Genomic DNA, 23630 nt, shown 5'->3' on the forward strand with positions numbered 1-23630 from the left:
TTTGACACCAATCTTAGTTGGAGGCATCTATGGTAAAGAAAACACTAAAAATAATCTTATCTATCAGCCTGTTGTTATCATCCATTGTTCCTACTTTTGCCGCTGCAGAGGTTGGTGGAAGAGTTCTTAACGAATCTTCAGAAGAAATCGAGAGCTTAGAGAATGTATCAGCAAAACCAATCAACGAATCGCAGATAGCAGTAGGGAAAGTGCATGCAGATCCTCATTCTGTGGTCTCAGAAGTTTATGGAACGCAAACTATTCAGTCATCTGTCTACCAAACACAGTCGGTTCAATCTTCAGTTTATGGCATAAATACTTTTGCTATGGCAGCTGCTTCTGGAGAGACTTATGATATTATCGGATTGGGTCAGGTTAATATTAATCCTGATGAGTCGCCGTATAAAATTGATTCACAGAATGAAAGTATTTCGACGTTAAGTGGAGGGCTTTCCATTGTTACCAGTGACTTAACATTGCCTGGACGTGGAGATGCATCATTTACTTTAGGGCGCATTTACAGTAGTTCGGATACTGAGATCTATAAGCCAACAGTTAAATCTGTGGTACCAGGAAACTACACACTTCAATTTGAAGGCGTGTATTATAAACAGTCTCTGGTCAATGGATCTGTAATAACCCCCTCTAGACCCAGCTATCGGAATATAATCATTGCTTACGATAATTGGTTTGATCGAGAATATATGAAGGATTGGATTCTCAATAATAGAGGGCAAATAAAACCCCTAACAGACTGGTACGTAGAGAATGGAAGTACGGTCCGTGAAGTGGTAGAAATCAAAGAAGGAACAAAAGTACCCCATACAGATGAACCTCTTATACCAAAACGAGATTTATACACAAATTGGATTGAACCGCCAGCCTTTGAGTATATTTTTGATAAGCCTTCCCCTTTAGGAGTTGGTTGGCAATGGAATATACCTCATATGACAAAAAGCGGATACACAAAGTACCTTGTCATGATGGACGGAAGTTCCTACGAGGTCCTAGAGGATAACGGGTCGGTTATCGGTTTGAAGGACTACCCTTGGTGGGACTATGGGTTTTCTGGAAATAATGAATATGGCGAATACGAACTTAGACATATCTCAGGAATGAGATACATATTCAGTGGCTTAAAGTTATCTAAAATAGTGGATACTTACGATAATGAAGTTACATTCAGCTATATCTCACATCCTACTTATGGTTCTATCATTGATACGATTACAGATTCCATAGGTAACAAGATGGAATTTAAATATTATGATGATCGTGTTGAGGTTTCACTTGGTGATCGCACAATCCGATATAACAAACTAAAAAAAGAGATTTATTATCCTCATCCTAGCAGGAATAAACCATTTTTAAATACTACCCGTGAATTTTTGGAATCTTATGTGGATGCTCAAGATCGAAGACAAGTTTATGAATATACGATTAACAACGAATCAAGATTTTCATTCACAGGACCGACACCGACTTTTGCTAATCCAACTGCAGCACTAACAAAGGTTACACATCCAACTGGGGCTGCTTCAGAATATACCTATGGATCTACCCCACGTTTAATAGGAGAATATTCACGTAAACATGTTCCGAAAGTAAATTCTCGTGAAGATGTTATTAAATATGATAATGGTACAATCGAACGAAAAAACCGTCGTGATTTTTCTTACGATGGCGATATGGCAGGGAATGACGTTCAGGACTACGATAGTGACTCGACATTCTCTACCATAGTAAAAAATGGGTTAACCGAAATGAAATATGATTATAGGAGAGACTGGATTGATAAAAATACAAGCTCTCAGATGTACAATACGAAAGTTGTGGAGAAAGGCCCTATAGATGGAGGGTTACAAGAGCGCATTACTGAATATACCTACGATGAAGCTAAGCGTCGACCGGCTCCACTTACGATAACGAGCAAAACGGTTAATACCGTGAATAACGTTAGAACAGAGTCGACGAAGTTACTAACAACGCGGACGTATAATAATGATGGTAATGTGTTAACAGAAACCAATCCTTTTAATCTAACGACAACTTATACGTATGGACAGTATGGTAACTACAAGCGGTTATTGAAATCAGTTACTCAGCCGATTGACAATAGTAAGTCTATTTATACGGAATACACTAGAAATGATCGTGGCAGAATAACTGAGAAATTGGTCAGAGAAAATAATGTTTCTGGTAAAATTATACAACAGGTACAATACCCAAGTTTCGATGCATACGGTAATCCATTGAAAATGATCATAAAGGATGACCAGAGAGACATTATAAGTGAGTATGAATATGGGGAACAGTACAAAGCAGCCTTCCCCACCAAACAGACAAAGTATTGGACTGACGAAGCGGGTAATCGTAGTTCCGCAGTAAACGATTTTAGCTATAATAGTTCAACAGGTCAATTAACGCAGTCTATCGATGGGAATAGGCACACAACCAATTATGAGTACGACAAGCTGGGACGAATCACTAAAGTTATTTTCCCAGACACAAATGTTAAAAAATGGAATTATGATGACTTAATAAACAAACTGACTGCAGTAGACGAGACAGGCATTTCCGTTGCGACAGAGTACAACCCGTTAGGGTGGAAAATCTCGCAGGGTATAGTAAATAGTGGATTCACGAAATATGGGTATGATCAGTTTGGACGAAACACTTGGATTCAAGACGCAAGAAGTAACAGAACCGATAACAACTATGATGCTTGGGGACGATTGACTCAAACCTCGTTTCCAGGAGATGGTGCAGCTACAACATCTTATGATGATATAAACCGTACCCAGACTTTGAAGGATGCGGAATCAAATCAGTACCGAGATACCTATGATGAATTAGGTCGCATGATAAAGAAAGAATGGATTAAAGGAGCAGGTAACGTAACATTAGGTTCGTTTACCTATGATAATGTTGGTAACAAATTGTCGAGTACAGATGGAAACAATAATAAAACTTCATTTAATTACGATGTACTGGGTCGTGTAATTTCAGTTACGGATCCAGAAGATCGGACAACGCAGTATAGCTATAGCCTTGCAGGGAACATGACTCAAATTCAATATGCTGATGGAAATAAGCAGCAGAAGCAGTATGACGAACTAGGGCACGTTATCCGGAAAGTTGATCCTGCAGGATTAGTTGAAAAATATTATTATGATGCAAATGGTAACATAAGCAAGTATATTGATCGTAAAGAACAGAAACAAACGTACAACTACAATAACCGAAATCTCTTAACGAGTAATGTGTCTGCTAATGAAACTATCACTTACACTTATGACGCGGCAGGCAGACGATTAACCATGGAGGATGCAACGGGGAAAACCGTCTATGAATATGATTCAATAACCAAGCGTCAAAGTTCTGTGACTTTCCCAGATAAAAGGACGTTAACTTATCAATACGATGTTCAAGGTAATCGGACACAGATGACCGATCCGTTTGGTTATAAAATGGAATACGATTATGACACAAGAAATCGATTGACAGCAGTTGGCCCTTCCAAAAATGACTGGGATGCTTCGTACGTATATAAAGAAAATAATTTGTTATCGTCGGTTCAACTTAGAAACGGAATTAAGACAGAGTATAACTACGATGGAGCAAACTTAACCGGTTTAGTTCAAAAACAGAGCAATGGGCAAACACTTAATTCGTTTAGCTACGGGTACGATAATAACAGTAACCAGACTAGTAGAAATGAAAATGGTAACCCGTACAACTTTGGTTACGATAAGTTGGATCGTATCGAAACATCAAGTCAATTTAATGAAACCTACACATATGACTCACGAGGCAACCGCCAGACAGTAGTAAGTAGTAACGCAATGAATATAGGAGGTTCTTCATTTCACTACGATGATCGGAATCGGCTTACACAGGTTATTACGGGTGATGGTAAAAATGTTTCCTATCGATATAATGGAGATGGGTTGCTGTATGAACGTACTGAGAATGGTCAAACTACACGTTACTACAATGATGGTGCAAATATTATTGCAGAAGGTAATGTGACGAATGGGTCTGCGTCCTTAAAAGCAAGATATATTCGTGGTAAAGGCTTGGTTGCTCTTACTGATGCTAGTGACAGTAAGTCATACTATGTTCAGAACGGACACGGCGATATTGTCGGACTAACCAACGGTTCAGGTAATTGGGTATCTCAATATTCCTATGATATTTGGGGTAACCCATTATCAACGCCTGGAAATATAGATCAACCGTTCCGATACAGTGGTGAGCTTTGGGATAGCAGTACAAACTTACAATATTTGAGGGCGAGATGGTATGATCCTAGCATAGGAAGGTTTATTAATCAGGATACGTATGAAGGGGATATAACGAATCCGCTGAGTTTGAATTTGTATACGTATGCGCATAATAATCCAACAAGATATGTTGATCCAACTGGTCATAATATCTTCGATGTATATTTATATGAAAAAACGGGCTACCATCGTTATAATTCACAATTTGAATATTACAATGATAACTGGAGAGACATCGGAGCATATTACGTCTTCGGAATGGAAGAAATTCTAACTTTAATTTATTCAAAAGACCCACAAGAAATTACGGATGCAATTAATAGTTTGGGAATGTCATTTGTCCCAGTAGGAAAAGCGGGGAAAGTTGCCGCTAGAGTAGGGAAGTGGTCAGATGAAGTTGGAGATGTTACCAAAGTTGCAAGAAAAGCAATGGGGTGTAATTGTTTCGTTGCTGGAACAAAAGTATTAACGATAAATGGGGAAAAAGCAATTGAAGATATTGAAGTAGGTGACAAGGTTCTCTCGAAAAATGAAGAAACCGGTGAAATTGCGTATAAAGAAGTGATTCAGCTCCATGGTAATGAAAAGGACGTAACCTACAAACTGTCGGTTGGAGAACAAATAATCGAAACAACCGATAACCATCCTTTCTGGGTGAAAGGAAAAGGATGGGTACTAGCATTGAATCTGAGGATTGGTGATGAATTACAGCAGAGTAACGGAGACTATCTAATTATTAATAGCATCGAAATAGTGAAGCATCAGGAAAAAGTCAAAGTATTTAACTTTACTGTCGCTGATTTTCACACCTATTTTGTAAGTAATCTGGGAATTTGGGTTCATAATATTAGCTGTTATGACGGTTTTAAAAGATTTGAGAGTCATTATGATAAACATGTTTTAGGTAAGAACGGTGGAATGAGGGAGTATGGTGACGATTTTACAAAAGAAGATTATTATCATGCTGCATTTGATTTAGCTAGTTCTACCATTGATGGAACTAACATCATCAAAAGATTTCAAGGAGATACTGAAGTTATTTTTAGACGTTCAACTAATGATATAGTTTATATTCATAGCGATGGGGAAATAGGTAGTTTTTATAAACCTAAATTTGGAAGTAGCAACCCGAATGCTGGATATGATTATTTTATTAGAACAACAACAGAAAACCCATCACCTTAAAAATCGGGAGGATTAAATGGATAATTTTGTTTGTGTTGTATGTGGCTATGACAAATTAGATGTGCCACAATGGAATAAAAATGGGTTTCCAACCCATTCCATTTGTTGTTGTTGCGGGTTTCAATCTGGATTTGATGATGACGCGAAAGATAACCCCGAAACAATTGAAGAATATCGTAATAGATGGTTGAGAAATGGAGCTATTTGGTTTAGTTCGACTGTTTCTAAGCCAAATAACTGGGATATAAAAAAACAGTTAGTTAATATCGATGTCATCCTTTAGAAATAGAACCGCAATGCGACTAACCCTCGCATTGTGGTTTTTCTTTTTCCTTAGCCGCGCTTAAGGCAACACGAAAAATCACTCAAGTTGTACGCGCGGCGGAACCTAAGATTTTCCGAAAACTATTGACTAATTAATTAGTCTATTGGTATATTACCATCATTTGTATTATGCGGAAATTGGTCGATGTGATCTTTGCCATGATGAAAAATAAAACGGAATATGTGAAGCCGATTCTTTTGACAAAACAGGCGGGATGATATAATTGGTGGTAACTGGAATTGCTGGTTGCCGCCTTCTTTTTTTTGAATGGAGCGCTTTATTAAAGAGGATACGTATGAAGGGGATATTACGAATCCGCTGAGTTTGAATCTTTATACGTATGTTCACAATAATCCATTATCTTATTGGGATCCTAGTGGTCATAGAAATGTAGTAGCAGTAATAGGGGAGCGCTATGATTCTGGGAATGTATTTATAAATGCCGCCAATACATGGAAAAAAGAACATGAGAGTGACACAGTGAAATTTGTCCAAGCTGGGAAAAATGGTAATACTGGTGTAGAAAAGCTTATGAAGAGTGCTGGTGAACAATTTGGAAAAGCTGGAGTTGATGTATTCCTGTACTTCGGACATGGAACTGGTGAGGGGCATAGCGATTTATTAGGGGTGTTCGAAGCAGCTGGAGAGGATACAAACATAGATGCAGATACTGATTGGGATGATATTATATTTAATGACGATGCTGTTATTAAATTATTTTCATGCAGAACTGGTGGGGAAAATGGGAGTGTAGATTCTGACTCTATTGCTCAAATAATTGCAACAGAGACTGGTGTTGATGTGTATGCTTATGTAAGTGGATCTATATTTACAAATGACTCGAACTTAGGTCACTATAATCGTTTGCCAAAATCCGCCGATGGGCAAAAAAGGATTAAAAACGGTGATACTTGGTTAGTTCCATGGAATTTTGCTTCAAGTGGAACTGGCGATGATAGTGCTTTCGCAAAATTTTCTCCTCAATCAGTGTGGTATAAGCCTTGGACTTGGTTTAGATGAAATGTAAATTAATTTACTTAGGAGAGTTTTAGTTGAAGAATAAATTGATTGTTATTATTTTATTTTTAATTATTGTTTCGATTCTCGTTGTTAATATAGGTTGTTCAAATAATAAGGAAGACAATTCAAGCTCTATAAACGAAAATATATCAAGCCTAAATAAGCTGGTAAAAGCTTCTTGGGTAAATACTGGAACATGGGTCTCAATATTTTGTGATCAAATTGCAGATGATGATCCTGATAGAGGCTTAATCGGTGAGTTATCAGGGGATAAAACAATGCATAGGGGTACCGAGAAGGCAAAAGTTATTGATGAATTTATTACTAATGTTCAGAAGAAATATAATGCTAAAATCAAAGTGCTAAGTTATAAAAAGGACAAAAAAACATTTGCATTATACTATGAGGATGGGAGCAGTATTATTTGGGATAAAGTAAACATGAAAAGTTATTCTAAAGAGAAATAGAAGGTTTGATTCCCGATTCTCAGAGACCACAATGCGTCTAACCCTCGCGTTGTGGTTACTTTTTTGTCTGGATTCCTTCTGCCTAGCTTACAATATCACGAGAAATCGCTTGGAGCGTGCGCGCGGCGGAGATTAGGGATTTCCTCACAGGGTTTCTTTTATCTTGATCATCACGCTGCCCATACTGTTGGTGTATCCGTTCATTCAGAAATATTTTGTAAAAAGGAACTTTTGTTGGTTCCATTAAAGGATAGTTACGAATTGCGAAGGTATCGGTAAGATCGTAACAGTTACGGCTCCTATGATAATCGTGCAACGTCTTTGGCTTCCACCGGATCACCCTATCGGGACAATCAAGCCATGAATTCTTGAACAAGAGAGCTGACTTTTTGATCTTATACCTAAAATTAGAAAGATTAGGCTTGCCACCATCTGTGTTCTTTTGCTCGTTGCTGTAGAACAACCGGTAAGGGCAAAGACTCCCTAAAATCGGTCCAAATCTACCGTCATGTGAAATGAGCTTATAAATGGGTGAGACCTCATATAATCTTTTTGAACTAGGAAAACCGACCTATGTATCATATAATGGTAGAGAAGGATATTGTTAGAATATATGTAGTATAGGATTTACCATTCGTATAACATCACAGTATTGAGAGAGTTCAACCCAGAGAAAAAGTAACTATGTGAAGGAAGTCGAGGGGGAGAAAGCATGATTAGAAAGGTATTACTGTTAATGTTCGTTTTAGCTATTTCATTATCGAGTTTAGTAAGTGCTCATCCTGGAAGATTAGATGCAAACGGAGGTCATAATTGTTCAGCACAATCTAAAGCAAAAGAATTGTGTACAGGTTATCACTATCATAACGGAAGTAGTAGTAGTGGTGGCAGTAGCGGAGGTTCATCCTCATATGATGATAATGAAAGTGATGATTATACGGCTCCAGCACCAATTGAAAAATCTACATATATTGAAAACGAGAAAGCCCCAGCAACCTACTGTACTCATGTAACTGATGAGTTCCAGCGAAGCACGGAATATACTGACTATTACAAACGAATTTGGGATTGTAGCCTTTACTCTGATAACGGGATAAAGTATGCACATTCTAAGATAAATATAACTTTAAATGGGAATCCCATTTTTTTTGAACAGCTCCCTGTCACTATAAATGGTTCAACATTGGTACCCTTTCGAAAAATTGCAGAAGCCCTTGGAGCTACGGTTACTTGGAACGGAGAGCTACAAACCATTACGGTTGTTCGATCAGATAAAAAGATTATTTTAACATTAAATGACAATAAAGTAACTATTAATAATAGCGAAATTATTGCTGATGTTGCACCTCTGACCATAAATGGTTTAACATTTGTGCCACTGAGACTTTTATCGGAATCACTTGGAGCGGAGGTCTCTTATATTAGTGATACCAATACTGCAATTATCAGTGCACCGGTGTTTGCCAAAGTTATCAAAGTAATTGAAGGAGACTTGGTTAGAATTCAGCTTGGAGAGAAGGAAGAAATATTAAGATTTAGTGGTATAGATGCTCCAAATTTCGAACAACAAGGCACTGAAAAACAGCCATTTGCAGATGAAGCATTTGAATATACCAAACAGAAACTGGAAGGTAAAGAAGTTGCTCTTGAATATGGCGAGAATGAAAGAGATGCTAAGGCAAATACACTTGTAGCTTTTGTTTGGCTTGGAAATGAGATGTTCAATAAAACTATGCTTTCTGAAGGTTACGCAAAGACCTCTATAAATAGCGGTACTACATCCGCTCCTTTAAGTTTTAAATATGGCGGAGAATTTTCAAGCTTAGAGACGCAAGCCAAAGAAGCTAAGAAGGGCTTGTGGCAAGATATTATTCAGTTTCAATATGAAGGTGATAAATCGAATAGAGCTGTTGTAATGTCTGGGTTGAATGAAAAACTCATTACGCAAAAAGAACAATCTACATTAAGTTCTAGTGAAGTAATCGTAATATTAGACATTGCAACTGACAAGGACTTGCTTAGATATAAAGCCTTATCTGATACTGCAAAGAAATCAATGATATTTGACCATATGAAACACAATATTAGAGGCGATATCTCTTTTGCAAAGACGCGATTTGTTAGAATTACATATAAAGACGTTATCTATATGGAGGCAACTATTAAAGAAAAAGATACAGCTAATTCTTTTGAGGTTAAATTCTATCCCACAGGCAAGTAATTTGCTTAATTTGTTTTCAAAAGATACAAGTTCTGCATTAGCGGCTCATTATAATGAGTCGCTTTTCTTTTTTATGACTTTCCTTTTCGAGGGGCTATTTGAATTACATCCCGACCAAATAATATGACTTACTATCAGGAACTATTTAGATAACTGGATTAAAGAACGCTGATTAAAATGGGGATCAATGCGCCGTGCTTTTCAACACATCTAGCTTCGTATATAATAGCAGTATTACCATATTAACAGTTTTTCCTTGCAGTTCAATTTATGATACAAGCAGGGAAGGGGAACAGATGCTTTAAACAGCACTAATAAACACTGGTTCAAGTAAATGGAGACCCAAAGGGATACGGGATACGTATGCCTTTTTTGGCGTCTCCTTTTTTTTATCCAAAAGAGGAGGCAGTAGATCGGATAACGCCGCTTGAGGCAAAAAGAAGAAATCTAGCAGGGGACAATAAAAATTAAATCAGGAGGAACAATTCCATGTGAAGTCACTATCCTATCATTGATGTTTTGTTATGGCAGCTGCAGTACAATCTCCTTTTCGATTTTGTCTACAAAATGGACAAAGAAGGGTTCTTTGAGGCATCTGAAGTTCTTCGTCATATAAAAGAGTTAGATGCGGATCCTATATTAAAATTAGCAAGCTGCGATTATATGTCTAGGGGCTTATAGAATGCTCTAATACTAACACGGAAGAAAAATCCATTATGTATAAACCAGTACACCGCCTGTGATTCTTAGAGAAATGTTAAACAAATCTCTTCATGTCTTCTGGGGTTACATTAAAGAATACTTCTCATAGATGCAGAATATATACAAGCAGTAGGTGATAAAAATGAATCCAGAAGAAATAAAGAAAAATTACCATAGCTATATTGATCAAATTAAAGATCCTTTTGATCAAATTGTTCTAAAGATGAGAAGCCAGAAAGGTGAGAGCTGGAGGGGAATTGCTTGGAAAGGACCTATTACTCAGTTAATAGGCTATACGAAGCATTTTAAAACCTTGGCGGCTATAAAATGGGCAACCTTACCGATAATTGGATCCTCATTTGTAGCAGTCATTGGATGGTACAAGCAACTGCCGATATGGTCCCTTGTTTTGTGTAGTGGTGCCCTATTATTTTTAATCTATTATGTTTATGTACGTATTTATATAGGCAAGATGGCCACTTTAGGACACCCTGAATTTCATGTGGAAGCGCTCAAAGCCACTAGACCAGATGAGTATAAACTTTGGCAGCATTTTATACAAAAGGATGATTTCACGTTCAATGGCTTATATACAATACTGAATACACTCCTTGTTCCTCAACCAGATAATAGTATTAATAACGTAATTCAATATTCAAAAGCACATGAGGAGCAACTTCTACTCACGATCCAAGCACAAAAAGAGAGAATCGAGGAGTTTGAACAAACCATTAACAGTATCATGGTGGATGTTGATATTGCTGATAATGCTATTGATTATTTGGTTCATCTTATTGCAGATATTACTACAAATTTGTATCGTTTAACCAACAATGTACTTGACTTCTACGATCTACGTTTTATTACACCATTTACGATTTATAATTTGAAGGATAATGTTTTAAGAAAAATTAAAGATATCGGCACTTCCGGAATAAGTCCAGGTGAAATAGATATTACTGCACCGGGGAATGAAGACTATGCGGCTGTCATCGCAGCAAGAAGTAAGGCAAACGAAGCTTTTATGAATAATCCTTACCCTGGCAGGTACATAGTTGCTTTCAAAATGCAAATGCTAGAAGGTGAGGAGTGGGTATTCTGCTTTCATTTCGATACATCGGATGAGCGCGCCTTGTCCCTATTACTCTCAAATGATATAATAGAGGCAAGACAAATTCGAAGATTGGTTCATGGGTTTTGCTTGATATTACATGGAATCATGATATCGAAAAAGGAGGCTGCCCAATATGTTGCAGAAAAAGCCAATTAAAGTTGAAGATATTCCGCAAAGTCAAATCATGAGTCAAAGGCGAAAATTGCGTGAGAACATGCTCAGACAATTGGGTGAAAAAGCCGCTGTTACAGAAGAAAGAACTGACAAAGTTCTGTTGAAAACTTAAAGAATAAATCCTCGGGAAACCGAGGATTTTCTAATTCTCATGTTTAAATCAAATTAACCTGTTAACAATAGATGCTATTACTTCTTTGAAAGGAAGAATAGCATGAATACAGGAAAGAAAGTGTTAAACTTTATGAAGAAGCCGAGTAAAGTGGCCGATAGAGCTCAAGAAGAAATCTTACGTGGTAGAAAACAAAAAAGAATTGAATTGATAGAAAAAATGAAAAGAAAAAAAAATACGTAAACGTCTCTCTTTATTCAAAATATATCGTTCGGAAAATTTTCATTGCAGTAAAGTCACGCTTCATGAGTATATTTGTAGGTTTTTATGCAACATACAGGAGTACCTTGTCTTAGTCCCATGTACTTAGATGTAAATAATCATTTTGACCTACCTCAGTCTGTGGAGTAAAATGGAAGAAAACTTAGGGCTAGAGGCTAGGTGAATCGGAAATTGCTCCAATCCACTTTAAGAATGGAATCAATATTTGATATACATGAATGGTTAAATAGATGTGCCGATATTAATGAGAGACTAGAGACGAGTGATAATCTTTTCGTTAGTTTAGGGAAGCTAAAGTGGGTATCACCTGTAGGCATAACTGTCCTGTTATCCTCCTTAAATTACTTAGATCGCAGATTTTCATTGAAAACAGAATCACCCGAGTATGATAACGAAAATGATAGAATGGATATTATCGGGTATCTGGAACGCATGAATTTCCTGCAATTATGTCCTTCGAATGTCAAAGAGTCCTTTGAGTTTAGTAATAATATGGAAACTTACTATCACCGTAATCGAAATAAAAAGGACGAGGAACTTGATGAAGTGCGAGTTTCTAAATCTGACCTTGACATTATTGATCTCGATAAGTCGGTTAAGAAAATAATGAAAGCAAAAGGGCTTCACAGGAACCGAGTCACCGATATAGCTGGCATTGTTACTGAGCTTGCTCAAAATTCTGTTGAACATACTGAAACTGATTGTTACTCCTGTGTTCAGTATTATAAGAAAACAAATACACGTCCCGAAAGAGTTGCAATCGCTATTTGCGACACTGGTAGGGGCCTTGTCAAATCTTTAAGGAATCATATAGCCTATAAGAACTACCATCAAATTGTCGAGAAGGCGATCTTCACAAGAGCGACCAGTAAACCAGAGGAGGATCGTGGCAAGGGCCTCATGGATGTTAAGCAAACAACATTCGATTGGTCGTCTGATGCAGAGTTCTACGTAAGAACACATGACAGTGCCTACCGCATTCACAATGACAAGTTGGAGTTATTGGACGTTGGCAAGTATTTCTATGGAACGTATTACTACATCGTAATAAATGTTTAAATGCTTGACACCCGGTAAAAGATGCTATAAATTTGAGAAGAGGTTGTTTTCAATTAAAAAATTGAAATCGCCCCTTCAAACAAACTATTATAGAAATGGTGAATCATTATGCTTAAGATTAACTTACTAACTGATGGGCAATTGAAGTTAAGCTTAATCGGTAGACGAATAATGATTCCACTGAACCAAATAGTAATGCAGCAAATAATTGCCGCTCCTTTTGGAACAGTACTCGTTTACGATATGGAGCAAGTAGAAGGTATGAATGGTTCTGGAATCGACGAGGTAATCGTCAAACCTCTAAAATGGCTTCGAAAAGAATACAAGACTCAAGACAAGTATCTATATCTTATTAACTTGAGTGAAGAGGAAGACCATTTGTATAACCTTAAGAAAACTTTGCGTGATGAAGATGTCGTGGTCGTTGCTAAAAATGGGATATCACTCGAGGTCATTGGCGATCTTGGAGAGGCATCAAAAGAACTGCTTGAATTTACCTATAAACACAAACTGACTACCGCAAGATTTGCATCTGATTCACTGGATAAAAAGCTTAATCTAGTTAGTACCCAGCTTACCAAGCTCCATGAACTGCGGTTATTAAAGCGCCAAGAGGAACAGCTTGAAGAAGGCGGAAGACAGTTTGTCTATAGCAGTTTATTTTAGGGGATTAATCCCCTATTAATATAAATCGTTTTCAAATAACGGATTGAAATCGGTGATTTCAGTCCTTTGTTCTAGAAATGGGTTTCAATTTTTCAATTGAAGTCCTTTTTAAAAGGAGATAAACGAAAATAGAGTATTACAAGTAAACCATAAATGTCATATTCAGAAACGGAGAACATTTTCAGGAGGGAGAGACCTTTAGATAACAGAGGATATGTAGGATGGAAATGATATGCCTTAATTGTCAAGCAGAAATGCAGCATTACGCTCAAGTATAGTACCGGCCGTTAAAACAAAAGTTGATATTAACTTTACCACCACTGATATGTTTTGATACGTGTGCAATACTGCATCAGGAGATCCATCAAATAAACACATTGTAGGAGGTTCGACGCAATTCATGGTAGTGAATGGAAACGGGGCAATACGTCATCCAGCTATTGGACAAATTATGATCAGAAAAAAATGGGTGGAAATTATATATCTAAAACGAAGTACTTCTGTATGTGATGTTAACTTGTTTATTTTTTATTCGATTCCGAAAAGCTAAATAATCTAAAGGAGAATGGAATGGACACAGTTCTGAAAATTATGTTGAGCAGTACTATTATCCCTGTGATCAACTTTGTATTCAAGACAGTAACTGCAAGTAAATTTGATAATCTCTTTATTCCTAAATATCAGAAGGCTTTGCAGATGGTTTGTATGTTTATTATCTGGTTATTAGTATACATTGGTTACGGTGCATTTTTTTCTGTTCTTTATCATCAGGTAAAGGAGATGAAGTATACTGCCATGGTCGAAGGTAGCATTTATCTTATCTATATATTTGGTTTCATGTTTTTAGCTACAACTTGCCTTGTTAAGTTTTGGATTGCTAAGAAAAATGGAAAAGTGATTAGTATCGCAGAGAAAAAATTGAGTTTTATGGTGTTAACGTTGATAATTCTAAACCAATTTATTTACTCTATGATGCTACATGATATGGTTTTCACTTCGGGTCTAAGTAGCTTTGAATATGTAGGAAACATTATCATATGTATCGGTGAGTTTTTCTTTTTAACTTATATCTTATTAAAGGCTCAATTATACATTCAAGGCTACAAGAAGAGGGAGTGGGGCTATGCTCTTGTGCCAACACCAGAAGATGTTAATAAAAAATATCTGAATGTCCTTTATTCAATATCACCAACTCAACTTGTACTTTCTGAAGAAAGTAATAATGCGAATTATCCAACAAATATTTATTTATACGATGTAACTAAACAAAGTTTTATTCATTTTGAAAGAGTATTGAACATTAAGTAGTCGATCGTTTCTGAGAAATCCTACAATTAAGGGAGAGCTGCCGAACCCGTTCTACCGTTGAGCTTCCCTCCTGAGCGCATAAGCTGCTCTCCAACGGTAGTATGTAGCACGAGGGACTCCTAACCATGTGCATGCTTGGGAGATACTTACTTCCCCTCGAATGGATTCGATCCACGGGATGACGATTTCCGAGACACCTCCTTTTCAGTTCCTTGTACTTTTTTAGCACATCCAATTGTTGATTCAGAAACCGGATCTCAGCTTTCCTCCAATAAGCGGACATTGAAGAAAAATCTATACTACAAGCTGACGTGGGTACTCTGCGGGTGTCAGCTTGTTTAGCTTTCTTTGTGCTTGTTCTTCGTTGTAAAAAAGCATGAATTTTTCAATACGCCTTTGTGCTTCCTCGATGCATCGGATATCATAAGGATAGAAAAGCTTCCACTTTCAAATGTGAAAAGAAGCTTTGAGGCATTGTAATAACAATTGCCTCTTCGAGACATGCTGATTTTGGCGCCAACCTTGGGTAGCATGTCGCGGTGTGCATGGGACGTGTACTGGCTTCCCTGGTCGCTGTGAACAATCAGTCCAGTCACGTCTTTATGCGTTTCAAAAGCTTTCCTGAACGTCTCTAATAAGAGGTTGCTAATATGGGAGGTAACAGTTTCCAAAGATTTTTGTTGCTTTTCGGTCAGGAGAACTTTCTAATTCCGCTTCTTATTTTAGGACCGCATAAAAATAATTGGATACAGCACTGAGTCCTATACAGCCGATTTCAAATTTTGATACACTGTATTATCTTTAAAATAAATTATCAGATATCATATTTATTAATCAGAAAATATATGGCTTACCTTTACTAGAAATCACAATTATCAAAAATAGGAAAATATGGTATAATGATATAATCTTTTAAAAAGTATTTTGAGAAATATAAATCTAGGAGGAAAAATGAATAGGTTAACAAAAAGTTTAATCACTGTATCATTATTCTTGTTGTGCTCGTGCGATAATAGTATTGTGAAGGAGCCTATAGATAATAATGGTAATCCCCACATAGTAGTAATTGGCTCAGAGATAGAAGGTATATACCTTGCACGTGCAGCAGTGGATGAAGGTCTATCTGTTCTGGTGCTAGATCCTAGAGAAAAGGTTGGGGGCCAATTAATTCAAGGTGAAATGCAATTTTTGGATGAGCCTGTCGATGATAAAAATAAAACGCTTTTACAAGGTAGAGTTAAAGAGTTATTCAATAGTTATAAAAAGGGAGATATCAGGAAGGCTAGTGAGTTTGAAAGCTATTATAATAATCTAACCAAAGGTATTAAAATCGAAACAGGTATTAAGATTGATAAAATTGAAAAAAAATACGATAGCAAATCGGGGAAACAAAAAATCGAATCTATTACATTTCAAAAACAAGATGGAACAAAAAGTAGTTTAAAATCGAATTACTGGGTTGAAAATACTGATTTTGCTTCTTTAGTAAGTCAATTGGACATTGAAACTATCCCAGGAGTTGAGACAGTCTTTGGTGGCCCTAGAGATTACATGGCGGCATCAATAATGATGAAATTTCGTAATGTAGATTGGCCAAAATTTCAGAATGAAGTGAACCTTTTAAGCAAGCAAGAACGAGAAAAGAAATACGGTTCAATGACAACAGTTACAGATAAGTTTACATGGGGGTTTGGAAATGTAGGGGCGAATTATAAGCCAACTAGAAAAGAAGTTTTTCTTCGAGGGTTAAATACAATAAATCAAAGGGATGGAGAGGTACTAATTAATGCTCTTCTCCTATATAATGTTGATCCCTCTAAGCAGGAAAGTGTAGAAGAGGCTTTAAAATTAGGCAGGAGTGAGACAGAGAGAATTCTCCCACATCTTCAAAAAGAATTACCAGGATGGGAAAAGGCAGAAATCAACGGGTTTCCAAATTATTTGTATGTTAGGGATTTTACCAGATATCAAACAGAATATGTATTACAAGCTTCTGATATTATGAGTGGCAAGATGTTCTGGGATAACGTAAGTATCGCAGGATATCCCATTGATCTGCAGGGGACTATCAATCGTACATGGGGGCAACATTCTGGAGATCCTGATAAATACGGTATGCCCTTGCGTTCTTTTATCCCGAAGGGGTACAGTAACGTGATTCTTGCAGGTAAGAATGTAGGTGCATCTGCAGTTGCTTATGGCAGTGCTCGAATTCAACCCAACACTTCACTTGCGGGGGAAGTAATCGGAATTATACTAGGTAGTCTGAAAGGAAAGGAAGGGCTTACTGATTTAAATGAAAAGGACATGAAAGAGATCCATGAATCATTAAAGCGAAAATACGATATTGTCCTAAGTGGAGTAGAATCAAATGATAAAATTAAGAAGCTTACTGAAGAGGAGCGAAAACAGTTGGACATCGGTAAATTAACACTTCCATAATATTTATAATTGGGATTTAATTGCAGAATATTTTGGACTATTATGAAGTACTATTCTGAGTTTTAAATTAAAGTCAAATCAGCTCACATATCTAAAGGAAAACTTAGTTAGCAAGTACTAATTTAGTGGCGATCGCTTCCCTAAATTTATCAGGGGAGAGATCGCCCTTTTTTCTGGGGACCGTTCGGCTTCACAGAGTTAGCTTTTTTGAGTTAAGCTGGTGTTATCACATTCTGAAAGAGCAATGATTTATTACATAAATTTCTATTTCTTACGTACGACAGGCTGGATCCCAAGATTTCCGAAAGAAGTTGTACCTACTTTGATTAACGATCAAACCTTCTTCTTAAAGTGTTGTAGTGGTTAAGGAAATAAACGTAAATGATTACAAAAAAAGGTGACTTGAGGGATGCTGTTCCTTGAAGTCGATATCCTTATCGATTCGCGTACTCCTAGGTATCCAGCCATATGTAATAGCAATTTTCGGGAAATCTTTGCAATATAAACAGTAGTTTAATCGGTTAACAAGATCTCGAACCGTTCTTATTCATCTGCCCGGTTCGAGCTTTTTTAGAAACTCACGGGTGCCTTCAAATAGTCACTCATTAAGCTGTGGCGCTTCCTAGATCTTTGCATTATCGTTACGACTTAACACCTACCCCTTTTTCGTCAAAAAAAATCCCCTCAGGTCACAGAATTGAGTCTACCATAAGGGGATAGTAACTATTTATCATATTAACGCAATAACGTAAAAAGCTGACTCTGGTTCTGGTTAATACTACCGCAGGAAGAGCCACTGATATCATTGCGACATTTCCATTTATGCCAAAGGCATAATTGTAAGAATCGATGATACTTTGTACTTCATTAGAATATAAGAATAAAAACTAGTAACTTATAATAAGCTTGTATCCGGGTTTGACATTTAGTAGTGCCTCTGGATTCCTTGGATTAGTTTCTATCTTCTTTCTTATGTTATAAATATATCCATAGATATTTTGCATCGAATAGCAGTGATCTTTGTATTGTGACAAATGATCAATTAATTCCCCTGGAGTAGTAGTTTGGTCAGAATTGTTAATAAAATAGTTTATAATTCTATACTCGGTTAGAGTTAAGAATTTCCTAACTGATCCTTTAGAAACAAATCCACCAGAATAATAAAATGTATATCCCGAAGCTAGTTTGATTTTATCATTTGAAGTAACTCGCACGTTAATTGTACTCACTTTCCTAAAGCTCCTTTCCAGTTTTTAGAAAGCAAACGACCAGTATTTAGTAAAACAATTAAATTATTCAATTAAAAATATGTATCCCGGTCTGACATTTAAAAGGATCTGTGGCGACTGAGGGATAGGTTCAATTTTTTTTCGAAGCTTACAAATTGTATTATATAGATTTCGAATATCTAACAGTGCATTAGACGATAATGAGAGATGCTCGATCAGTTCTTCCGGAAGAATTCTCCTGTTTGCATGGTTAATAAAGTAATAGAGAGTTCTGAATTCAGTTAAGGTTAAATAACTCCTTACATCTCCTTTTTGAACATATCCCCCTTGAATATTAAAAATCACATTATTGTGAATTGAGACTTCAAAAGTATCAAATGATGGAATCATCTCTCTTAATCCCTCCCTATAAAAATTAATACATTCTCCTGTTTACTAGTATGTTATTTATCATCTGTGAGGCAGTAAGTTTCAAAAAGCATAAACGTAACGCCAATTATATATATATTTGTAATTTAATTCAAGTTAATTGAATAATATTACCATTAATGTTGTTAAATTGAATCTATTGAGTCTTTCTTATAAAGAGATGGTAAAGCAAGAAAGCTTAATAATGGTCCGATTATGATTCAGCCTATGCATGCTTAAGGCAGGCTACACAATTTAATTCTGTGGAGTCTATACGGAAGTTGAACAGCAGTTTCAAACCGCATAGTATCAGTTATTGTACTATGTGCATCTCTCCACACAGGATCAGCCCTTTCAGTAATAATTCGGTAATTGCAGGAAACGAATATCCTTACCGGTCCAGGGCTCCCCTACGATCTTGCCCATCCACTTTACGCAAATCATATCGATTATGAAGCTGGTTACTCCTAACGCAGAGAAGTGACTCTCTGGCATTCTAATCCTTAGAGAACGTTGCACCGGACAGAGAGCACTTAAAAAAATTCGACAGCTGAGACAATTGAGATGGAAGGTGGCCAAACGATTTCCCCACTTAATTAGTCCCAACGCATAATAAAAGAGGATCACACGATTAATTATTTAACATTTATTAGCAAAAAATATATTATATGGTTCTAATGTACTTAACTGTATAAACTAGGCTTATTCATTTTACGATATGACTATGACAAAATGTAATCAAGCTAATATAAATCAATGTTTATAGGCTGTATCCTAATTATAAGTGGAGGGTAGAAATGTATTGGGTATTAGATATTTTTCTTTCAATGATTTTCCTATTGGCATTATATCCAAAAGTTATAAACATTACAGATTTTGTATACGAAATTAAAGGGTATAAGGTTATACCTTATAAATTCGAAAGATTAGCTGCATACTTTGCAATCTTGACGGAATTTTATCTATTTTTTGCATATTTAACTAAAATCACAATAAATGCAAGATTCATTATCGCTATTGGATTTTTATTAATACTCACTCTAATGCAAATAAAAAGGAGGATAGTAGAAAAACAAAATAAGTGTAATTGTTTTGGTGAGTTTAGCTTATTAAATAAATATCCTTTAACCAGAAACATAGCGATTTTATTTTTGATTTGTTTGAGCAGAATGTTCGTTGAAACTGTTAATCAGTTTGATTGGATTTATTACATACCAATATTATTAATTGCATTGCTTCTTTATGATTTGGGTGTTCTGATGAAAGGAGTAAGGAGTGCATCAAGTTGAATCTTTTAATAACACAGTTAAGCTTATATGTTTTAATACTATTGTTATTTCTAATAAAAATAAACTTATCCAAAGTTATTAAAAAAATTGAGAGTGAAGAGGTAGCATTCATCACCAAAAGTCTGGGATCTGAAAATGAAAAGACTGTATTCGTCATTTTAGTAAACAGCAGCAATGAAGACTTTAAGAAAATTGATTCTTTATTGAAAGAGGACTTTAGAAGACGTCTTACTGTTTTTTTGATTGGACCATCCTGGTTGTATCAATTGAAAATACTAGCATGGCGACAACATACTGTTTACCACTTAGACAAATCAGTGTGGAAAGGTTCATTAATCCTACTTAGATCAGGAAGTAAAATTAAAAAGATTCATAATGTTGTTGAGTTTTTAGACAATTAGAACATTTTTATGAATTAAAGTTTATTCTAAGTAAAAGAGGTAAGCGAGATGGATAATACTAAAACTAATAGTTCTAAATTTAAGAGAACTCAGGTCTACGAAATTGAAGGTGGACCATTAATTGTAGGGGATGAACTTCCCAATCTCATCCTAGAATCCGCCTCTGGAACTGTTCATTTACATGACTACATAAAGTCACATTTAATAGTGGCATTAATTAGCACTTCTTGTAATGTTTGTGAAGATGCCCTCGAAGCCATTTACGAATATATATCCCAGAACCCTGAGAAATTAAATATCCTAATATTATTAAATGCTAATGCACTTCAAGCTAGAGAGGTGCAGAAAATTATGGATAAAAGTGCTGTAGTTATTAATGTAACTCTAGAAATGCTTTTAAAAGGATTTAAAACAACATACCTACCATTGGGATTTGCAGTCGATGGGGAAGGTCGAATTAAATCAATAGAGGCTTTTTCAAATAGATCGAAATTTGAATCGCTAATTACTCCTATCTTTGATAGGGAAAAAGTATGATTAACAAATTCTTAAGCTTAAAACTATTGAAAAATGCAAGAACAGAACTACTTATATTAGCCATTATAACCATCATCTCAACATACGTTGTTACAAAATACATCTCAAATACGCAAATACTTTTTGACTCTTTTATTTTATCAGGGGACTATACTAAATGTATTTTTTCCTTAGCAATAATATGTGGTGTCAGAATAATTCAAATAATAATTCGACAATTTCAAACATATGTTGAAACAAGAATTCGGGGAAAAATGGCTAACAATATTGAACAAGAGATGTACCAAACAATTTACCCCAGAACTATTACCAATATAGAAACTTTCAATTATCAAAATGATCTACAAAGTATAACTTACGGAGTAAATACAATCGCGCAACTGTTCTTGTCTAGCATTACTGTACTGCAAAACTTAATATTAATTATTGTGTATGCTTATATACTATTTTCCCAATTATGGTTTTTGCCGCTTATTGTATTAATTTATAATGTGCCAAAGATCATATCTGATGTAAAGTTGTCGAAAATTAAATTCCTATATGTAGAACAAAATTCGGATTTGAGTCGGCAGAAAGCACATTATAGCCATTTTTTCACAAAGCCTGATGCACAAAAAGAAATAATCGTGTTCTTTTTAAGAGATTACCTTTTTACAAAATGGAATAAATTGGCCCAGAAATTATTTTTTGTTGAAATTAAACAAAAGAAAAAAGAACTGATGCTATCATCAACTTTATCAATAATCGCACCAATTGGTTATTTCATTACGCAATTTATTTTATTAATCTATGTATTCAATAAAGTTATAACTTTTGGGAACTATATGTCACTTACAACTACGGTATCATTGTTAGAAGCATCTTTATTTTCCATATCCCCAATAGTTGGTAATACCAGTCAGTTAACAACTTTTAAAAAGAAGATGGATGATTTTTATAAAAGATATCTAAATAATCCAATTATTACGAAATTTGAGTGTGTTGAGAAAATAGAAACAATAAGATTAAATAATTTAATATTTAAATATCCAAATAGCGACAGTTTGGTATTAAAAAATATTAATTTAAAAATCTCACTTGGTGACGTTGTTGTAATTTTAGGAGGTAATGGCTCAGGGAAGTCAACATTGGGTAAAGTTCTTGTTGGATTACATGAAGTGCCTGAGGGAACACTGGTTTTTAATGATTATGATGTCAATTCTATAGATCGACATGATTTATATAAAAATGTTTCTATTGTGACACAAGATTTCAACAAATTTCCCTTCCCAATAATTGAGAATATTACATCAAGTAATGACTATGATACTTCTAAACTAAATGAGTTGGTAAATAAATACCCTTATTTGATCCCTAAAGATTTATTTGAAAATACAGAAACTTTATTAGGAATTGATTTTTTGGGATCCCGGCAATTATCCGGAGGTCAATGGCAACGAATCGCTATAGCTAGGGCTCTCTATAAGCAAAGCTCCATACTATTGCTAGACGAAGCCACTTCTGCTATAGACCCAGAAACAGAGCTTAAACTGATCAATGAAATCGTCCAATCCAGAAAGGATAGAATTACCATAATTATTACGCATAGAGTGGATCTTGCAAAATATGCTAATAGAATATTGGTAATGAAGCATGGAAAGATTTCTGAACTCAGTAATTATTCTGATCTGCTGGATGCTATGAATTCTAAGGAAAACATTATAAGGAGTAATGAAAATGAAATCAGGTCTTTTTCGGGAGCTATTTAAAAATAATGAGATTAAGCCCTACAGTATAGGTGATAGTTTTCCATTCATTAGCTCAAATAATAGTCAGAAATTGCAGTTAGCTATTATCGCTTCTCTTACTTGCTCAACATGCATTGAATTATTAAATAATATTAGTGAACTAAACAAATATACGTTTCCAATATATCTTTTCCTTGCAGGAACTGATCAGGAAGTCTCTGGGTTTGAAAAACAGTCAAGTCTACATATAGAAAAAACTACTCCTATATCTGACAATATGATCAGTACAGATTTTAGAGCGAAGGGAACACCTTTTATTTACATATTGGATCGTGAATTAAAGGTATTGGATTCCGGAATAGTAGATGAAATTAAAGATATAGACGAAATATTGTTAAAACATCTTCACGCATGAAACAAAGATTTAATTCCAGACCTAAAACGCAATGAAAGGAGGTGAGAATATGGCTTGCCCAAAAGATTATCCAACTGATACAAATACCGATTGTCAAGACACAGTTTGTGGACAATATTGCGGAAATGGACCACTTGGACCTACGTACTATATGGTTACGCAGTATTATGATCGTTGCAAAAACGACGCTGGTCAAACAGTGTGTAACTACACTGGTTCAGACATTGGCACTTGCTCTTGTCTAGATTAAGTTACTAATTC

20 protein-coding genes and 2 pseudogenes are annotated in these 23630 nt (G+C 35.7%); 18 read left to right on the plus strand and 4 right to left on the minus strand.

The features are described from left to right. Positions 1-29 precede the first annotated feature (29 nt). From ACFQ88_RS22385 to ACFQ88_RS22440, 12 genes and pseudogenes are all read left to right on the plus strand, one after another. Positions 30-5471, plus strand: coding sequence for a polymorphic toxin-type HINT domain-containing protein (locus ACFQ88_RS22385; RefSeq protein WP_379456909.1), 5442 nt, complete (start codon positions 30-32; stop codon positions 5469-5471). A gap of 16 nt (positions 5472-5487) precedes the next feature. Continuing rightward, complete coding sequence (locus tag ACFQ88_RS22390; protein WP_379456911.1) at positions 5488-5754, plus strand: hypothetical protein; 267 nt, start codon at positions 5488-5490, stop codon at positions 5752-5754. A gap of 315 nt (positions 5755-6069) precedes the next feature. Next, positions 6070-6180 (plus strand): annotated as a pseudogene (locus ACFQ88_RS39830) (RHS repeat-associated core domain-containing protein); the annotation flags it as partial. 668 nt (positions 6181-6848) lie between these two features. Continuing rightward, on the plus strand, positions 6849-7283 hold the full coding sequence (locus ACFQ88_RS22400; protein WP_379456915.1) for a hypothetical protein: 435 nt from the start codon (positions 6849-6851) through the stop codon (positions 7281-7283). Between the two features lie 160 nt (positions 7284-7443). Continuing rightward, positions 7444-7537: pseudogene (locus ACFQ88_RS22405) on the plus strand (carbohydrate ABC transporter permease); the annotation flags it as partial. Between the two features lie 458 nt (positions 7538-7995). Next, positions 7996-9504: a stalk domain-containing protein gene (locus ACFQ88_RS22410; RefSeq protein WP_379456917.1), complete on the plus strand. Its 1509-nt coding sequence runs from the start codon at positions 7996-7998 to the stop codon at positions 9502-9504. Positions 9505-10348: 844 nt separating this feature from the next. Beyond that, complete coding sequence (locus ACFQ88_RS22415) at positions 10349-11476, plus strand: hypothetical protein (RefSeq protein WP_379456919.1); 1128 nt, start codon at positions 10349-10351, stop codon at positions 11474-11476. After that, a complete protein-coding gene (locus tag ACFQ88_RS22420; RefSeq protein WP_379456921.1) occupies positions 11454-11606 on the plus strand; it encodes a hypothetical protein in 153 nt (50 codons plus the stop codon). The genes ACFQ88_RS22415 and ACFQ88_RS22420 overlap by 23 nt, the downstream gene beginning before the upstream one ends. Positions 11607-11708: 102 nt before the next feature. Continuing rightward, entirely contained in the window at positions 11709-11849 is a 141-nt protein-coding gene (locus ACFQ88_RS22425; protein ID WP_379456923.1) for a hypothetical protein, read from the plus strand. A gap of 402 nt (positions 11850-12251) precedes the next feature. After that, positions 12252-12947, plus strand: a complete 696-nt coding sequence (locus tag ACFQ88_RS22430; RefSeq protein WP_379456925.1) for a hypothetical protein — start codon at positions 12252-12254, stop codon at positions 12945-12947. 108 nt (positions 12948-13055) lie between these two features. Beyond that, a complete protein-coding gene (locus ACFQ88_RS22435) occupies positions 13056-13613 on the plus strand; it encodes a hypothetical protein (RefSeq protein ID WP_379456927.1) in 558 nt (185 codons plus the stop codon). A 570-nt stretch (positions 13614-14183) separates the two neighbouring features. Further along, positions 14184-14921 carry a hypothetical protein gene (locus ACFQ88_RS22440; protein WP_379456929.1) on the plus strand — a complete coding sequence of 246 codons (738 nt, stop codon included), beginning with the start codon at positions 14184-14186 and terminating at the stop codon, positions 14919-14921. 51 nt (positions 14922-14972) lie between these two features. On the opposite strand, the gene ACFQ88_RS22445 is transcribed toward ACFQ88_RS22440, so the two are convergent. Continuing rightward, entirely contained in the window at positions 14973-15107 is a 135-nt protein-coding gene (locus tag ACFQ88_RS22445; RefSeq protein ID WP_379457864.1) for a helix-turn-helix domain-containing protein, read from the minus strand. Between the two features lie 152 nt (positions 15108-15259). Further along, complete coding sequence (locus tag ACFQ88_RS22450; protein ID WP_483875134.1) at positions 15260-15517, minus strand: DDE-type integrase/transposase/recombinase; 258 nt, start codon at positions 15515-15517, stop codon at positions 15260-15262. Between the two features lie 355 nt (positions 15518-15872). On the opposite strand from ACFQ88_RS22450, the gene ACFQ88_RS22455 reads away from it, so the two are divergent. Continuing rightward, positions 15873-17363 carry an FAD-dependent oxidoreductase gene (locus ACFQ88_RS22455; protein ID WP_379456933.1) on the plus strand — a complete coding sequence of 497 codons (1491 nt, stop codon included), beginning with the start codon at positions 15873-15875 and terminating at the stop codon, positions 17361-17363. Between the two features lie 887 nt (positions 17364-18250). Here ACFQ88_RS22455 and ACFQ88_RS22460 read toward each other — a convergent pair. Continuing rightward, positions 18251-18592, minus strand: coding sequence for a winged helix-turn-helix domain-containing protein (locus ACFQ88_RS22460; RefSeq protein ID WP_379456935.1), 342 nt, complete (start codon positions 18590-18592; stop codon positions 18251-18253). A 63-nt stretch (positions 18593-18655) separates the two neighbouring features. After that, entirely contained in the window at positions 18656-18982 is a 327-nt protein-coding gene (locus ACFQ88_RS22465) for a winged helix-turn-helix domain-containing protein (protein WP_379456937.1), read from the minus strand. Positions 18983-19797: 815 nt separating this feature from the next. On the opposite strand from ACFQ88_RS22465, the gene ACFQ88_RS22470 reads away from it, so the two are divergent. Genes ACFQ88_RS22470 through ACFQ88_RS22490 form a run of 5 tightly spaced genes read left to right on the plus strand, consistent with a single transcriptional unit; the run spans position 19798 to position 23369 of the window. Then, entirely contained in the window at positions 19798-20289 is a 492-nt protein-coding gene (locus ACFQ88_RS22470) for a MauE/DoxX family redox-associated membrane protein (RefSeq protein ID WP_379456939.1), read from the plus strand. Further along, positions 20286-20690, plus strand: a complete 405-nt coding sequence (locus ACFQ88_RS22475) for a hypothetical protein (RefSeq protein WP_379456942.1) — start codon at positions 20286-20288, stop codon at positions 20688-20690. Before ACFQ88_RS22470 ends, ACFQ88_RS22475 begins: the two co-directional genes overlap by 4 nt. Before the next feature lie 48 nt (positions 20691-20738). Continuing rightward, positions 20739-21227, plus strand: a complete 489-nt coding sequence (locus ACFQ88_RS22480; RefSeq protein WP_379456944.1) for a hypothetical protein — start codon at positions 20739-20741, stop codon at positions 21225-21227. After that, entirely contained in the window at positions 21224-22975 is a 1752-nt protein-coding gene (locus ACFQ88_RS22485; protein ID WP_379456946.1) for an ATP-binding cassette domain-containing protein, read from the plus strand. Before ACFQ88_RS22480 ends, ACFQ88_RS22485 begins: the two co-directional genes overlap by 4 nt. Next, the gene (locus tag ACFQ88_RS22490; protein WP_379456948.1) at positions 22944-23369 is read left to right on the plus strand and encodes a hypothetical protein; all 426 of its coding nucleotides are present in this window, start codon (positions 22944-22946) and stop codon (positions 23367-23369) included. The genes ACFQ88_RS22485 and ACFQ88_RS22490 overlap by 32 nt, the downstream gene beginning before the upstream one ends. Positions 23370-23630: the final 261 nt, after the last annotated feature.

It is taken from the genome of Paenibacillus sp. NPDC056579 (assembly GCF_042793215.1).
GTDB lineage: Bacteria > Bacillota > Bacilli > Paenibacillales > NBRC-103111 > Paenibacillus_S.